This window comes from Mesorhizobium qingshengii (assembly GCF_027563465.1).
In the GTDB taxonomy this organism is placed as follows: Bacteria; Pseudomonadota; Alphaproteobacteria; order Rhizobiales; family Rhizobiaceae; genus Mesorhizobium; species Mesorhizobium qingshengii_A.
The window spans coordinates 264,127-278,881 of the sequence record NZ_JAPFQA010000002.1; the positions used below are offsets into that span (position 1 = coordinate 264,127).

At 63.7% G+C, this 14,755-nt stretch carries 13 protein-coding genes; 7 read left to right on the top strand and 6 right to left on the bottom strand.

Annotated elements, in window-relative coordinates; genetic code table 11:
• The first annotated feature begins 3 nt into the window (after nt 1-3).
• The 6 genes from OOJ09_RS05855 (at nt 4) to OOJ09_RS05880 (ending at nt 6,575) form a co-directional block, all read left to right on the top strand.
• A complete protein-coding gene (locus OOJ09_RS05855; protein WP_269904285.1) occupies nt 4-828 on the top strand; it encodes a carbohydrate ABC transporter permease in 825 nt (274 codons plus the stop codon).
• A gap of 51 nt (nt 829-879) precedes the next feature.
• A complete protein-coding gene (locus tag OOJ09_RS05860; RefSeq protein WP_269904286.1) occupies nt 880-1,878 on the top strand; it encodes an ABC transporter ATP-binding protein in 999 nt (332 codons plus the stop codon).
• A 2-nt stretch (nt 1,879-1,880) separates the two neighbouring features.
• On the top strand, nt 1,881-2,651 hold the full coding sequence (locus OOJ09_RS05865) for an L-iditol 2-dehydrogenase (protein ID WP_269904859.1): 771 nt from the start codon (nt 1,881-1,883) through the stop codon (nt 2,649-2,651).
• Nucleotides 2,652-2,815: 164 nt separating this feature from the next.
• Nucleotides 2,816-4,294, top strand: coding sequence for a mannitol dehydrogenase family protein (locus OOJ09_RS05870; protein ID WP_269904287.1), 1,479 nt, complete (start codon nt 2,816-2,818; stop codon nt 4,292-4,294).
• A gap of 14 nt (nt 4,295-4,308) precedes the next feature.
• Nucleotides 4,309-4,992 carry an HAD family hydrolase gene (locus OOJ09_RS05875; RefSeq protein WP_269904288.1) on the top strand — a complete coding sequence of 228 codons (684 nt, stop codon included), beginning with the start codon at nt 4,309-4,311 and terminating at the stop codon, nt 4,990-4,992.
• Nucleotides 4,989-6,575: an FGGY-family carbohydrate kinase gene (locus OOJ09_RS05880; RefSeq protein ID WP_269904289.1), complete on the top strand. Its 1,587-nt coding sequence runs from the start codon at nt 4,989-4,991 to the stop codon at nt 6,573-6,575. Before OOJ09_RS05875 ends, OOJ09_RS05880 begins: the two co-directional genes overlap by 4 nt.
• Before the next feature lie 12 nt (nt 6,576-6,587).
• On the opposite strand, the gene OOJ09_RS05885 is transcribed toward OOJ09_RS05880, so the two are convergent.
• The 6 genes from OOJ09_RS05885 to OOJ09_RS05910 all read right to left on the bottom strand — a co-directional run bounded on the left by OOJ09_RS05885 (nt 6,588) and on the right by OOJ09_RS05910 (nt 12,960).
• A complete protein-coding gene (locus tag OOJ09_RS05885; protein ID WP_269904290.1) occupies nt 6,588-7,676 on the bottom strand; it encodes an ABC transporter ATP-binding protein in 1,089 nt (362 codons plus the stop codon).
• Nucleotides 7,677-7,683: 7 nt separating this feature from the next.
• Complete coding sequence (locus OOJ09_RS05890; protein WP_269904291.1) at nt 7,684-8,730, bottom strand: NAD(P)-dependent alcohol dehydrogenase; 1,047 nt, start codon at nt 8,728-8,730, stop codon at nt 7,684-7,686.
• A 15-nt stretch (nt 8,731-8,745) separates the two neighbouring features.
• A complete protein-coding gene (locus tag OOJ09_RS05895) occupies nt 8,746-9,558 on the bottom strand; it encodes a carbohydrate ABC transporter permease (protein ID WP_269904292.1) in 813 nt (270 codons plus the stop codon).
• A complete protein-coding gene (locus tag OOJ09_RS05900; protein WP_269904293.1) occupies nt 9,555-10,421 on the bottom strand; it encodes a carbohydrate ABC transporter permease in 867 nt (288 codons plus the stop codon). The genes OOJ09_RS05895 and OOJ09_RS05900 overlap by 4 nt, the downstream gene beginning before the upstream one ends.
• Nucleotides 10,422-10,528: 107 nt before the next feature.
• Nucleotides 10,529-11,800: an ABC transporter substrate-binding protein gene (locus OOJ09_RS05905; RefSeq protein ID WP_269904294.1), complete on the bottom strand. Its 1,272-nt coding sequence runs from the start codon at nt 11,798-11,800 to the stop codon at nt 10,529-10,531.
• 242 nt (nt 11,801-12,042) lie between these two features.
• Nucleotides 12,043-12,960: an AraC family transcriptional regulator gene (locus OOJ09_RS05910; protein ID WP_269904295.1), complete on the bottom strand. Its 918-nt coding sequence runs from the start codon at nt 12,958-12,960 to the stop codon at nt 12,043-12,045.
• Nucleotides 12,961-13,267: 307 nt separating this feature from the next.
• Between OOJ09_RS05910 and OOJ09_RS05915 the strand changes: the two genes are divergently transcribed.
• Entirely contained in the window at nt 13,268-14,671 is a 1,404-nt protein-coding gene (locus tag OOJ09_RS05915) for an MATE family efflux transporter (protein WP_269904296.1), read from the top strand.
• Nucleotides 14,672-14,755: the final 84 nt, after the last annotated feature.

Here is a 14,755-nt window from a genome sequence, read left to right on the forward strand (position 1 = left end):
ACGATGGCACGCTCAGTCACCACCCAGCACAAGACGATCGCGACCGCGGCGGCCTGGATCGTCGCCCTGCTGATCTTCTTCCCGATCCTCTACACGATCATCACCTCGTTCAAGTCGGAGCAGGAAGCCATCCAGGGCTTCAGCATGATCCCGTCGGGAACGATGGAGAGCTACGCAGAGGTCCAGGCGCAGAGCGGCTACTTCAAATTCTTCCTCAACTCGGTGCTGCTCTCGGTCGGTTCGACCATCCTGGCCCTGCTGGTCGCCATACCGGCGGCATGGTCGATGGCCTTCTCGCCGACCAAGCGAACCAAGGACATCCTGATGTGGATGCTGTCCACCAAGATGATGCCGGCGGTCGCCGTGCTGTTCCCGATCTACCTGATCTTCCGCGACGCCGGCCTGCTCGACAGCCGCATCGGCCTGATGATCATGCTGATGCTGATCAACCTGCCGATCGTGGTGTGGATGCTCTACACCTACTTCCGCGAAATCCCTGGCGAGATCCTGGAAGCGGCACGCATGGACGGCGCTTCGCTGTGGAACGAGATCGTCTATGTGCTGACGCCGATGGCGGTGCCGGGCATCGCCTCGACCATGCTGCTCAACATCATCCTGGCCTGGAACGAGGCATTCTGGACGATCCGGCTGACCACCACCGAGGCCGCGCCGCTGACGGCCTTCATCAGCTCGTTCTCCAGCCCGCAAGGCCTGTTCTGGGCCAAGCTCTCGGCGGCTTCGACACTGGCGATCGCGCCGATCCTGATCATGGGCTGGTTCAGCCAGAAGCAGCTGGTGCGCGGCCTGACATTTGGCGCGGTGAAGTAACGGACGTTGCCTGAAGCAATCGGCGAAAAATAACCCCTCGGGGAGGAAACCATGGGAAACATCACGCTCAAGAACGTCTCCAAGTCCTTCGGAGCGACGTCCATCATCCCCGGCCTCGACCTCGTGATCGAGAATGGCGAGTTCGTCGTCTTCGTCGGCCCGTCGGGTTGCGGCAAGTCAACGCTGCTGCGCCTGATCGCCGGGCTGGAGGACACCAGCGGCGGCACCATCAACATCGACGGCCGTGATGTCACCGGCGAGGCGCCGGCCAAGCGCAAGCTCGCCATGGTGTTCCAGTCCTATGCGCTCTACCCGCACATGACGGTGGCCAAGAACATCGGCTTCCCGCTGAAGATGGCCGGCGAAGACAAGGCGACCATCGACAAGAAGGTGGGAGACGCGGCGCGCGTGCTGAACCTCACCAACTATCTTGAACGCCGTCCCGGCCAGCTTTCCGGCGGCCAGCGGCAGCGCGTCGCCATCGGCCGCGCCATCGTGCGCCAGCCAACCGCCTTCCTGTTCGACGAACCGCTGTCCAACCTGGACGCGGCACTTCGCGGCACCATGCGGCTGGAGATCAGCGAACTGCACCAACAGCTCAAGACCACCATGATCTACGTCACCCACGACCAGGTCGAAGCCATGACCATGGCCGACAAGATCGTCGTGCTGAACGCCGGCAACATCGAGCAGGTCGGCTCGCCGATGGAACTCTACAAGACACCGAAGAACCTGTTCGTGGCCGCCTTCATCGGCTCGCCGAAGATGAACCTGATCGAGGGCGCGCCGGCGGCCAAACACGGCGCCAAGACGATCGGCATCCGTCCCGAGCACATGGAGATATCGACCACCGCTGGCGAATGGAAAGCGACCGTCGGCGTTGCCGAGCATCTCGGCTCCGACACCTTCCTGCACGTCCAGGCCGATGGCGTCGGACCGCTGACGGTGCGCGCCGACGGCGAGCTGGCCGTGCATCACGGCGACACCATCTATCTGACGCCCGACAAGGCCAAGCTGCATCGCTTCGGCGCCGACGGAAAGGCGATATGACCATGCGGCTGGCCGGCAAATCGGCGCTGATCACGGGTTCGGCCCGTGGCATCGGCAGGGCCTTTGCCGAAGCCTATGCGCGCGAAGGCGCCACGGTGGCGATTGCCGACATCAACCTTGAGGCTGCCGAAAAGACGGCCGCCGAGATCGGCGGCAAAGCCTACGCCGTGAAGCTCGATGTCACGGATCAGGCATCCATCGACACAGCGGTGAAGGCAGTGGAGACCAGGACCGGTGGTCTCGACATATTGATCAACAACGCCGCCTTGTTCGACCTGGCGCCAGTCGTCGAGATCAGCAGGGCGAGCTACGAAAAACTGTTCTCCGTCAATGTCGCCGGCACGCTGTTCATGCTGCAGGCCGCCGCCCGCTCGATGATCGCGCGTGGCAAGGGCGGCAGGATCATCAACATGGCGAGCCAGGCAGGGCGGCGCGGCGAGGCACTGGTCGGCGTCTATTGCGCCACCAAGGCCGCCGTCATCTCGCTGACCCAGTCGGCGGGGCTCGACCTGATCAAGCACCGCATCAATGTCAACGCGATTGCCCCCGGCGTGGTCGATGGCGAGCATTGGGATCACGTCGATTCGCTGTTCGCCAGGTACGAAAACCGGCCGAAGGGCGAGAAGAAGAGGCTGGTCGGTGATGCCGTGCCCTATGGCCGCATGGGCACGGCCCATGACCTTACCGGCATGGCGGTCTTTCTCGCCAGCAGCGACGCCGAATACATCGTCGCCCAGACCTACAATGTCGATGGCGGCCAGTGGATGAGCTGAGGGCGGGGACGGCCTCTTCTCCTCGTCCCTCCGCGCGGAGAAGAGGCCGACATCAAGGTGAGGGGCGGCATCGACCTCGGAAGATTGCACCGCGCCTACCTCTCCCCTGAAGGACGGGGAGAGGCGAGTAACGAAGGCCGCAGCCCGGCCAAAGGGTAGAACAGATGACCGTGAAACTCTCGTCTTCAAATCTCTCCAAGCTGCCCGCCAAGGTCGCCGGTCCGAAATATGACCGCGCGGCGCTCAAGGCCGGCATCGTGCATTTCGGCGTCGGCAATTTCCACCGCTCGCACCAGGCCGTCTATCTCGACGACCTGTTCAATTCGGGCATCGGCCACGACTGGGCGCTGGTCGGCGCCGGCGTGTTCGAGGGCGAGAAGATCGGCCGCGCCAAACTGGAGGAGCAGGATTGGCTGACCACCGTGGTCGAGCAGGATAGCGGTCATATGAGCGCCCGCGTCACCGGCGCGATGATCGACTTCCTGACGCCGGGCGACGCGGCGGGCATCATCGAACGGCTTGCCGACCCGGCGATCAGGATCGTTTCATTGACCATCACCGAGGGCGGCTATTTCATCGACCCGGCCTCCGGCGTGTTCAACCCGACCCATCCCGATATTGTCGCCGATGCCCAGCCAGGCGCCACGCCGAGGACCGTGTTCGGCATCATCCTTGCCGGACTGGTACGCCGCCGCGATGACGGCATCGTGCCGTTCACCGTGATGTCCTGCGACAACATCCCCCACAATGGCCATGTCACCTCCGATGGCGTCATCGGCCTGGCGCGCCTGATCGATGAGGATCTGGCGAACTGGATCAGCGACCATGTTGCCTTTCCGAACGGCATGGTCGATCGCATCACCCCGGCCACCACCGACCGCGAGCGCGGCATCCTGGCCAGGGACTTTGGGCTGGAGGACAACTGGCCGGTGTTCTGCGAGCCGTTCCGGCAATGGGTGCTGGAAGACCATTTCACCGATGGCCGTCCGCCATTGGAAAAGGTCGGCGTGCAGTTCGTCAAGGACGTCGCTCCCTATGAGTTGATGAAGATCCGCATCCTCAATGGCGGCCATGCCACCATTGCCTATCCGGCCGGGTTGATGGACATCCATTTCGTCCATGAGGCGATGCAGGAGCCTCTGGTCGCCGGCTTCCTGGCCAAACTCGAACGGGAAGAGATCATTCCGACCGTGCCGCCGGTGCCGGACACGGTTCTGGAAGAGTACTACCAGCTCATCGAAAGCCGCTTCTCCAATCCCAAGATCGGCGACACGGTGCGCCGTCTCTGCCTCGACGGCTCCAACCGCCAGCCGAAATTCATCATCCCGACCATCGCCGACCGCCTGAAGGCGGGGGAAAGCGTCGCCGGCCTGGCGCTGGAATCAGCGCTGTGGTGCCGCTACTGCTTCGGCACGACGGATAGCGGCGCCGTCATCGAGCCCAACGATCCGAGCTGGGACCGGCTGCAGGCGACGGCCAAGGCGGCCAGGGACGCGCCTGCCGCCTGGCTTGCCATGGAGGACATCTATGGCAATGTCGGCCGCGCCGCCCCGTTCGTCGAGGCGTTCGCTCATGCCCTCGACGTGTTGTGGGCGGATGGCGCGCGGGCCACGCTGACGCGCTACCTCGCCGGCAAGCTCTGAGACCATCCGAAACCATGGCGCCTGAACTGGTCATCTTCGACTGCGATGGCGTGCTGGTCGACAGCGAAGCGCTCTCTGTCTCGGCGCTGCTTGGCATGATCAGACTTGCCGGTGGCAGCGTCAGTGAGGACACCGCCTACGAGCATTTCCTCGGCAAGAGCATGAAAAGCGTCCGCGAGATCCTCGGCCGCGACTTCGGGCTCGACATCACCGACCGGCACCTGACCGAGATGCGCGTCGAATTGATGCGCAGGTTCCGCGAGGAGCTGAAGCCGATGCCCGGCGTCATGGAGATGCTGCCGAAGCTCGGTCTGCCGTTCTGCGTCGCGTCCTCGGGCACGCTCGACCGTATCCGCTATGCGCTCGACGTCACCGGATTGCTTGGGCTGATGGAGCCGCATCTGTTCAGCGCCGGCATGGTGGCCAAGGGAAAGCCCGCGCCGGACTTGTTCCTGCATGCCGCCGCCAGCATGCGAGCCCATCCGCGCAAATGCGTCGTCGTCGAGGACAGCCCGGCCGGCATCGCCGCGGCACGGGCGGCGGGCATGCGCGTTCTTGCCTTCACCGGCGGCTCGCATGCCGGCAACCCTGCCTTGAAAGCGCGGCTTGCGTCGAGTGAACCGGACTTTATATTCGCTGACATGCTGCAATTGCCCGATCTGATTGCAGGCCTGGGAGCGAGAGTTAAAACATCTTGACGAAACAATTTGTTTGCGCGGTCGATGTCGGCACCGGGAGCGCCCGCGCGGGCATTCTCCACACCACTGGCAGCTTGCTCGGCCGCGCCGAGCGGCCCATCGCCATGAACCAGCCAAAGGCCGATCACGCCGAACATGATTCGCGAGATATCTGGTCGGCAGTCTGCACCGCCGTACGCGCCGCGCGCCAAAAAGCCGGCGTCGCCGCCGAGGATGTTGTCGGCATCTCCTTCGACGCCACCTGTTCGCTGGTGGTGCGCGACCGGCAAGGCGATCAGCTCAGCGTCTCGGTCAGCGGCGACAGGCGCTGGGACACCATCGTATGGCTCGATCATCGTGCCATAGCCGAGGCCGACGAATGCACGGCAAGTGGCCATGCCGTGCTCGACTATATCGGTGGCGTCATGTCGCCGGAAATGGCGACGCCGAAGCTGATGTGGCTGAAACGCAACCTGCCGGGAACGTGGGCGCAGGCCGGCACTTTATTTGACCTGACCGATTTCCTGACCTGGCAAGCGACAGGCTCGCTGGCCCGCTCGCAATGCACGCTGACCGCCAAATGGACCTATCTGGCACATGAGGAGATCGGCTGGCGGCGCGATTTCTTCAAGATCGTCGGCCTCGAGGATCTTTTTGAGCATGGCAATTTGCCCGAGAGAGCCAGTCCGGTCGGCGCCGATATCGGCCAATTGACCGCGCAGGCGGCGGCGGAGCTTGGCCTGACGGAGAAATGCCGGGTCGGCGCCGGCGTCATCGACGCCTATGCCGGGGCGCTTGGCGTGCTCGGCGGCTTTGCCGGTGACGAACGGAACATCGGCCGGCATCTGGCGCTGATCGCCGGGACATCTTCCTGCGTCATGGCGATGTCGCCCGACCCGCAGCCCTTCGCCGGCGTCTGGGGTCCCTACTATGGCGCGGCGCTGCCCAAACTGTGGCTGTCGGAAGGCGGGCAGTCGGCGACCGGCGCCCTGCTCGACCACATCATCCGCTGGCACGGCGCCGGCGGCGAGCCGGATGCCGCCATGCATGCCAAAATCGCCCGGCGTGTCGCCGAACTGCGCGCCATCGAGGGAGAAAACCTGGCTGCAAGGCTGCATGTGCTGCCGGACTTCCACGGCAACCGCTCGCCGCTTGCCGATCCGCACGCCGTCGGCGTCGTCAGCGGGCTGACGCTGGATTCCTCCTTCGACAGCCTGTGCAAGCTCTACTGGCGCACCGCCGTCGGCATCGCGCTCGGCGTGCGCCATGTCTTGGAGGCGCTGAACGAGAACGGCTACCTGATCGACACACTGCATGTCACCGGCGGCCACACCAAAAACCCGCTTTTGATGGAGCTCTATGCCGACGCCACCGGTTGCACGGTGATCGAGCCGCTGGCAGACGAGGCGGTGCTGCTCGGCACCGGCATGGTGGCGGCCACCGCGGCCGGGCTTTTCCCCGACCTCAACGCCGCCTGCCTTGCCATGCAGCAGGGCGGCAAGAGGCGCGCGTCCAATCCCATGGCAACCGGGCGCTTCGACCGCGACTACCGGATTTTCCTCGAAATGCACCGGCAGCGGCAGGTGCTGGACACGATCACGTAGAGAGCTGTCGCGTCACTGCCACAGCAGGGAGGCGCCGGACTTGGCATCGAACAGATGCAGGCTCGATTCGTCGAAGGTGTAGCGCACATCGCCGCGGATGACGGGACAGGCGCGACTCGAAACCAGCGCGCTGATTTCCTTGCCGCCCAAACCGAATGTCACCAGCGCATCATTGCCATGGAACTCGATGAGATCAGCCGTGCCTGCCAGGAGATTCCCGGAGGCGTCAGGGGCCGCGGGCTTGAGGTCCGGGGGCCTGATGCCAAGCACCGCGCGCTCGCCATGTTGAAGCTTGAACCGTGAGCCATCGATGCTGAAGACGGTTCCGCCATTGGTCAGCGTCCAGCCGTCTCCTTTCCGGCCTATGGTGACGTCGATGAAGTTCATGTTCGGCGTGCCGATGAATCCGGCGACGAACAGATTGCCCGGCCGCTCGTAGATTTCCGCCGGCGAGCCGATCTGCTCGATCCTGCCGTCGCGCAGCAGCACGATGCGGTCGGCAAGCGTCATCGCCTCCAACTGGTCGTGGGTGACGTAGACGGTGGTCGTGTTCAATGACTGGTGCAGGCGGGCGATCTCGACGCGCATGTGGTTGCGCAGCTTGGCGTCCAGATTGGAAAGCGGCTCGTCGAACAGGAACACCTTTGGCGTCTTGATCATGGCGCGGGCAATCGCCACGCGCTGCTGCTGGCCGCCGGAGAGTTCAGCCGGCTTGCGGCCCAGATAGGGATCCAGGCCAAGTGTCTTCGAGACGGCTTCGACACGCTGCTGAATCTCGGCCTTCGGCACCTTCTGGCGCTTCAGGCCGAAGGCGATGTTGTCGAAGATCGTCATATGCGGGTAGAGCGCGTAGTTCTGGAACACCATGGCGATGCCACGGTCGCCGGGATCGAGGTCGTTGACCACCTTGCCGCCGATCGAGACCTCGCCGCCGCTGATGTCCTCGAGCCCCGCCAGCATGCGCAACAAGGTCGACTTGCCGCAGCCCGACGGGCCGAGGAAGACGACGAATTCATGTTCCTCGATGCTCAGATTGAGGTCGCGGATGACGGTCGTGGCGCCATAGGATTTCTCGACATGGGAGCAGGTGATCGCGGACATGGTTCGGTCAGCCCTTCTCGCTCGAAATCAGGATCTGCAGCTTGACGTCTTCCGGGTGGCCCGCAGCCGCCCGCTCGAACGCCTCGATGCTGTCGGCGAAATCATAGGTGCCGGTGATCAGCGGATTGAGGTCGACCTTGCCTGACGCGATGAGCTGCAAGGCGCGGTCGAAAATGTTGGCGTAGCGGAACACCGTCTCGATGCGCACTTCCTTCGATATGGCCGCCGGCACGTTGAGCGACACCGGCTCCACCGGCAATCCGACCAGGACCACTGCGCCGCCGGGGCGCACGACATCGAACAGATTGGCGAATGCCTTCGGGCTACCGCTGGCCTCGAAGACAATGTCGGCTCCCCAATTGTCGGTCGCCACCGCCACCGCATCGGCCAGCGACAGCTCCCCGATGTTGACCGGGACGATGCCCGGATACCGGGCCGCAATTTCGAGCTTGGGGGCGGAGAAGTCGGAAATCAGCACCTTCGAACAACCGCCGGCAAGCGCGGCAAGCGCGATCATGATGCCGATCGGGCCGCAGCCGATGACAACCGCCACGTCGCCAGGAACGATGCGCGCGCGGGCGGCCGCCTGCATGCCGATGGCAAAGGGCTCGACCATCGCCCCTTCGGCGAAGGAAACGTTGTCCGGCAGCCTGTAGGTGAACGCGGCCGGATGAACAGCTTCAGGCGCCAGAATGCCGTGCACCGGCGGTGTCGCCCAGAAGCTCACATCCGGGTCGACATTGTAGATGCCAAGTTTTGTTGCCCGCGACGACAGGTTCGGCACGCCCGGCTCCATGCAGACGCGATCACCGACCTTCAGCGTTCGGACATTGGCGCCAATTTCGACGATCGTTCCGGACGCTTCATGGCCGAGCACCATCGGCGCACGCACGACGTAGCTGCCGATGGCGCCGTGGGTGTAGTAGTGCACGTCGCTGCCACAGACGCCGACCGTGTGGATGGCTATTTTGACGTCGTCCGGCCCGACGTCGAGCGGCAACGCAATCTCGCGCAGGGCCAGCTCGCCCTTTTTCTCAAGCACCAATGCCCGCATCGTATCGTCCTCGCTTCAAGTCTTTTTCTGCCGGAAAACGGAATTCAGGAAGCCGCTGAGCACGCCGAGAAACAGCAACGGCGGCAGCGACAAGAGCACGACCGAGGCGTTGAGGATGCCCCACGGCACGTTCATGCCTTGCTGGGACAATTCCGAGGCGACGATCGGCAAGGTCTTGGCGTTGGAGCTGGACAGCATCAGCGCGATCAGGAACTCGTTCCAGACCAGCACGAAGCTGAAGGCGACCGCGCCGGTCAGCGAGCGCGCCGCGACCGGCAGCGCGATCCGCCAGAACACCGAGTAGGCGCCGTAGCCATCGACGAAGGCGGCTTCCTCGACCTCCTTCGGCACGGCCTGGAAAGCGGGAATGGCCAGCCACATGATCACCGAGATGGTCAGCAGCGAATAGGTGACGATCAGCGCGGCCAGCGTGTCGTAGAGCCCGAGTTGCAGCCAGATCACCATCAGCGGGATGGCCACCGCCACCGGTGGCAGAAAGCGCAGCGACAACACGAAGAACTGGATGTCACCGGCCCAGCGGTTGGGATAGCGCGCGACCGAATAGGCGGCAGGCAAGCCAAGCACCACGCCGATCAGCACCGCGACGCCGCAGGCGATGACCGAGTTGTAGAGGCCGATCATGACGCTGTCGCGGCCGATGATGTAGCTGATATTGGCCAGTGTCGGGGTGAATACCAGGCGCGGCACGCGGGTGATGATGTCGACATTGTTCTTGAGCGAATTGAGCGCTGTCCACAGCAGTGGAAACACTGCCATGAAGCCGGCAAGGGCCAGCACGGTCTTGCCGATCAGGCGGCCCGGCCTCATGCCTGCACCCGCTTCCACAGCATGGTGAAGGTGATGACGGTGGCGATCATCATCAGCACGGCCATCGCCGAGGCATAGGACACCTTGCCCGACTCGATGAAGCCTTGCGAGAAGGCGTACATGTCGAGCGTTTCGGTCGCCACGCCTGGTCCGCCACGCGTCATCACATAGATCAGATCGAAGGAACGCAGCGACTCGATCATCTTGACGAACATCAGGCTGATCAGCGGTGCCTTCAGCATTGGCAGGGTGACATAGGCGTGGATCTGCCAGCGCTTGGCATGGTCCAGCCGTGCCGCCTCGATCGGCTGCGGCGGCAGCGTTTCCAAAAGCTTCAGCACGATGACGGCGAAGAACAGGCCCCACTGCCAGACATCGACCGACGCGACGGCAAACAAGGCTGTCGCCGGCTTGGACAGCGGGTCGAAGATCAGCCCGCCGGTCAGCAGCCGATAGGGGTAAGTGGCGATGCCGTAGAGCGGATGGTAGGCGAACTTCCACACGAAGGCCGCCGAGACACGTGGCAGCAGCACCGGGATGATGAACAGCAGGCAGTAGATGTTGCGCAGGCGCGGCGACGCGACCTCGAACATCAGCACGCCCAGCCCGATCGCAACGGCCATTGTCGCCGCGACGGTGACGATCTCCCACTTCACCGACACCCAGACGGCGTTGAGAAAACGCCGGTCGAAGAACAGGTCGTAGAAGTTCGAGAACCAGACATAGGAATAGGCTGTCGAGGAGAGCTCACGGTTCTGCAAGGCGATGACGATGGCGTAGAGAGTCGGCACCATCGACAGCACCAGCAGGATGGCAAGCGTCGGAACGATGAAGGTGACCGGCAAGGATGAGCGTCGGGCCATTGGTATCTATCCGGCAACAGTTCAGCAGCTGGGCGGGAATCCCGCGGCGCGCAGGCCCCGGCATTCGCTCGAATGCCGTGGACCGCGCGCCGCAGAGGGAGGACCCTTTATTTCTTCACCAGTTCGTTGGCATAGGCTTCAAGCTCGTTGAGGCCGCCCTTGATGTCGGTGCGGGTGCCGGTGACCAGCTCCTCGAGGATGATGCCCCAACGGTCGCCGAGATCCGGCCAGCGCGGGTCCTGCCAGAAGTTGACCGCCGTGACCTTACCCGTTTCGGCCAGCGCCTGTCCGAGATCGGCGCCGTAGATATCGGCGAATTCCTTGCTGGACAGGATGCTGGTGCGGTTCAGTTCGCCGAATTGGTGGGCATCAAGCCGGCGCTTCTCGTTTTCCTTCGATGTCGCCCAGGCGATGAACAGTCCGGCGCATTTCTTCGAAGCGTCGTCGGCATTGGCCTTCGCCGCGATGGCAAGGCCATGGCCGTAGCCGCCGCCGGTCAGCGGCGCCGGCGGCGGCAGGAAGCCGACCTTGCCGACCACTTGCGAGGTCTTCGGGTCGACAGACATGCCCGACAGCGGCGTCGATTCGACAAGGATGGCGACCTGGCCCGACAGGAAGGCGCCGGTCGATTCATCCCAGCTGCCGGTCTGCGTGCCGGGTGCGGAATCCTTGAACAGCTTCAGGTAGGTTTCGGTCGCCTTGACGGCGGCGTCCGAATTGAAGACCGGCTTGTCGCCATCGAACCATTGGCCGCCATAAGCCTTGAAGAACGGCATCCAGCGCCAGACATTGGCGCCCGAACCGCGTGCTCCTCGCAGCGCGATGCCATACATGCCCTTGTCAGGATTGGTCAGCTTCGGCACGTCGGCGATCAACTCGTCCAGCGTCTTGGGCGGCTGGATGCCGGCGGCCTCGAGCACGTCCTTGCGGTAGACCATCAAGTCGCCGCCGCCGGTCAGCGGCGCGAACCAGACCTTGCCGTCATAGGTGGCGACTTTCTGGCGGCCCGGATCGAAATCGGCGTAGTCGTAGTCTGCCGGATAATAATCGGTCAGCGGCACGATCCATTTCGACGAGGCAAACAAAGCGACGTTGGCCTCGTCGACATAGTAGACGTTGTAGTTGCCGACGGTGGACGCATCGGCGCGCGACTTTGCCCGGCGGTCGTTCTCGTTGAGATAATCGATCTGGAAGCTGGCGCCGGAGAGCTTCTGGAACTCAGCCTTGGAGTCCTCCAGAAGTGTCAGGCCGTCACGTGGCTGCGCCAGCACCTTGACCGGCGCCGAGCAGACCGGCGCCTGCGCCAAGGCGATGGTGGAAACGGTAGCGGAAAGCATAAAAGCTGCGCCAAGGCTGGCAGCAAGCCGAACTGGTTTCATGATCTTTTCTCCTCCAGGAACACTTCGCAGGAAGCGGACGTCGTCGGGTTATGCGATCCTCACCATCGCCCGAGTGACATGCCACCCATCGCCAAAATGCGGAGTTGCCGCGGGCCATGCTAGAAGCCCCGTTGCAGCCGACCTGTACTTTCATGCATTGTGCAGCGCAAAAACCGGCATTCGTTAAGAACGTTCGTCACACGAGTATCGATGGCGCCCGGAGCGGTGATGTTGGAGTGCGCTTATGCGCGCATTGTCAGCCGCTGCCGCGACAGCCGGCGGTAGGACGACGGCGTCAACTTATGCTTTCGCATGAAGGCGCGGTTGAAGTTCGAGATGTTCATATAGCCGACCTGGAAACAGATGTCGGTGATCGGAATATCGGTGTCCGCCAAGAGCTTGCAGGCCTGCCAGAGTCTCAGCTTGGCGAGGTGGTCGCTGAAGCTGTTGCCGGTGTTCTTCTGGAAGAAGCGCGAAAATGTGCTCTCCGTCATTCCCGCGAGTTCGGCCACGTCGGGCAGCTTCAGATCCTCGGCGAAATGCTGGAACAGATAGGTCAGCGTGCGCTGGATGATGTCGAGCGACGCGGCATCGAGAACCGGCGAGAAATCCGGCGAAGACAAGAGTTCGTACTCGTCGGTCCTGGCCAGGAGGTCGACCAGTTCGAGGAACAGGCAGAGGCGGGCGAGCCCATTCACCGTTCCCATCCGCTCCATCAGTTCGGCGCCCTCCAGCGCCGTGCGACCGTGAAAGACCATGCCGCGCAGCGACCGTTCGAGGAACGGCTCCAGTTCGCGCAGTTCGGGCAACAGGCCCGCCGAGCCGCGCAGCCTCTGCGCATCGAATTGCAGGACGATGTCGCGGCCTTCGATCAGCTCGCCCGGCTGCACCGCCGTCACCCAATCATGCGGCAGGCCGCCGCCGACGATGGTCAGGTAGCCAGGCCCGAACTCGCCAATGTGATCGCCAACCAGAACCACGCCGGAGGATTTCCTGAGCAGATGGATTTCGTATTCCGGATGAAAGTTCCAGACATTGCGCTCCCAGGGATAGTCGTCGAGCCGCCACAGGAAACTGTCGCTCGCCTCGGTAACGATGTGCTCGAAGGACGGTGCTGTCCGCGGGATCGCGGCCGGGTTCTTTCTGCGCCTGAACTGCATCCTACCTCCTGGCAAATCCGGGATCCGTGGTGGCACCCTCACTCGTCCATGCAATCCGTAGCAGCCGATTGCCCGCATGTGAAATGGGCATCAGTTCGCGCAGTGAGTGGGGTTTCGGCGCTGTGAGCGGCAATCGCCGGCTCCAATCTCCCCAGGCTGGCTCAATCTGTTCTCGCCGCCTCCTCTCTTGCCTTCATGTCGCGTTTCGTACAAAAGCTGACGCAAACGCCGCGAAACCGAAGGTTTTGCCGTTTGACATGCGGCTTCCGGCTCGATCCCGACGTGCCGCAACTGGAAAGAGCGGAAAATGTCTGCGATCGAAGCCGGCGCGCGCGCGCCGGAAAATCTTTGGCGTCAGGAAATCAGGGCAACGCTGGCGCTCGCCTGGCCAATGGTGCTGACCAATCTCGGCCAGACCGCGATGACGGCCACCGACGTCATGATGATGGGTCGTCTCGGGCCGGATACGCTGGCCAGCGGCGCGCTCGGCGCCAACCTCTATTTCATGCCGCTGATCTTCGGCCTCGGCCTGATGCTGGCGACCTCGCCGATGATCGCCACCGAACTCGGACGCCGCCGTCATTCGGTGCGCGACCTGCGCCGCACGGTGCGCCAGGGCCTGTGGCTGGCGATCCTTATCTGCATCCCGATCTGGATCGTGCTTTGGCATGGCGAGGCCATTCTGCTGGCCATGGGCCAGGAGCCGGCGCTGGCGCGTCAGGCCGGCATCTATCTGCGCTACCTCGAATGGGCGGTGCTGCCCTTCTACTTCTATATCGTGCTGCGCTCGTTCATCTCGGCGCTGGAGCGGCCGGGCTGGGCGCTGGTCATCGTCTTCGTCGCCGTTGCCTGCAACGTGTTCTTCAACTGGGTGTTCATGTTCGGCAATCTCGGTGTCGAACCGATGGGCATCGCCGGCTCCGGTCTCGCCACCACGCTGTCCAGCACGCTGATGTTCATCGGCATGGCTGTCGTGGTGATGCTGGAGAAGAAGTTCCGCCGCTACCATCTGTTCGGGCGTTTCTGGCGCGCCGACTGGCCGCGCTTCAAGGGTCTGTTGCGGCTCGGCCTGCCGATCGCCGGCATCCTCGCCTTCGAGGTGACGATCTTCAACGCGGCGGCGCTGCTGATGGGCCTGATCGACGCGGATTCGCTGGCCGCGCACGCGATCGCCATCCAGATCGCCTCGATCAGCTTCATGGTGCCGCTCGGTCTCAACCAAGCGGTGACGGTGCGCGTCGGTCTTGCCCATGGCGCCGGCAACCCGGAAGGCGTTTCCCGCGCCGGCTGGACCGCCTTCGTCATCGGTGTCTCGTTCATGGCGCTGATGGGGCTGGTGATGATCCTGTGGCCGCATCTCTTGATCAGCGCCTTCATCGACCTGGGCAACCCGGCCAATGCCAGGGTGATCGCGCTTGCCGTGTCGTTCCTGGCCTTCGCCGCGCTGTTCCAGGTCTTCGACGGCGCGCAAGCGGTCGCCGCCGGCATGCTGCGCGGCCTGCACGACACCAAGGTGCCGATGATCTACGCCGCGATCGGCTATTGGGGTGTCGGCCTGCCGCTCGGCGTGCTGCTCGCCTTCCATTTCGGCCTGCATGGCGTCGGCATCTGGATCGGCCTGTCGTCGGGGCTGGCGGTGGTGGCGGCCCTGCTTCTGGTGCGCTGGCTGCGGCGCGACCGTATCGCGCCGCCGCTCGCCTTCGGGCATTGAACGCAGACGGCCGCCGGTTCGGCGGCCGTCGTGTCCTAACATTGCGGCTCATTGAACGGAGCCCTTATGTCGGCCCCTGAAACG

Coding starts and splice junctions, on each gene's coding strand:
- OOJ09_RS05895 (WP_269904292.1), bottom strand. CDS start 9,558: ATGAGGCCGGGCCGCCTGATCGGCAAGACCGTGCTGGCCCTTGCCGGC.
- OOJ09_RS05890 (WP_269904291.1), bottom strand. CDS start 8,730: ATGCGGGCATTGGTGCTTGAGAAAAAGGGCGAGCTGGCCCTGCGCGAG.
- OOJ09_RS05865 (WP_269904859.1), top strand. CDS start 1,881: ATGCGGCTGGCCGGCAAATCGGCGCTGATCACGGGTTCGGCCCGTGGC.
- OOJ09_RS05900 (WP_269904293.1), bottom strand. CDS start 10,421: ATGGCCCGACGCTCATCCTTGCCGGTCACCTTCATCGTTCCGACGCTT.
- OOJ09_RS05915 (WP_269904296.1), top strand. CDS start 13,268: ATGTCTGCGATCGAAGCCGGCGCGCGCGCGCCGGAAAATCTTTGGCGT.
- OOJ09_RS05855 (WP_269904285.1), top strand. CDS start 4: ATGGCACGCTCAGTCACCACCCAGCACAAGACGATCGCGACCGCGGCG.
- OOJ09_RS05875 (WP_269904288.1), top strand. CDS start 4,309: ATGGCGCCTGAACTGGTCATCTTCGACTGCGATGGCGTGCTGGTCGAC.
- OOJ09_RS05910 (WP_269904295.1), bottom strand. CDS start 12,960: ATGCAGTTCAGGCGCAGAAAGAACCCGGCCGCGATCCCGCGGACAGCA.
- OOJ09_RS05885 (WP_269904290.1), bottom strand. CDS start 7,676: ATGTCCGCGATCACCTGCTCCCATGTCGAGAAATCCTATGGCGCCACG.
- OOJ09_RS05870 (WP_269904287.1), top strand. CDS start 2,816: ATGACCGTGAAACTCTCGTCTTCAAATCTCTCCAAGCTGCCCGCCAAG.
- OOJ09_RS05860 (WP_269904286.1), top strand. CDS start 880: ATGGGAAACATCACGCTCAAGAACGTCTCCAAGTCCTTCGGAGCGACG.
- OOJ09_RS05905 (WP_269904294.1), bottom strand. CDS start 11,800: ATGAAACCAGTTCGGCTTGCTGCCAGCCTTGGCGCAGCTTTTATGCTT.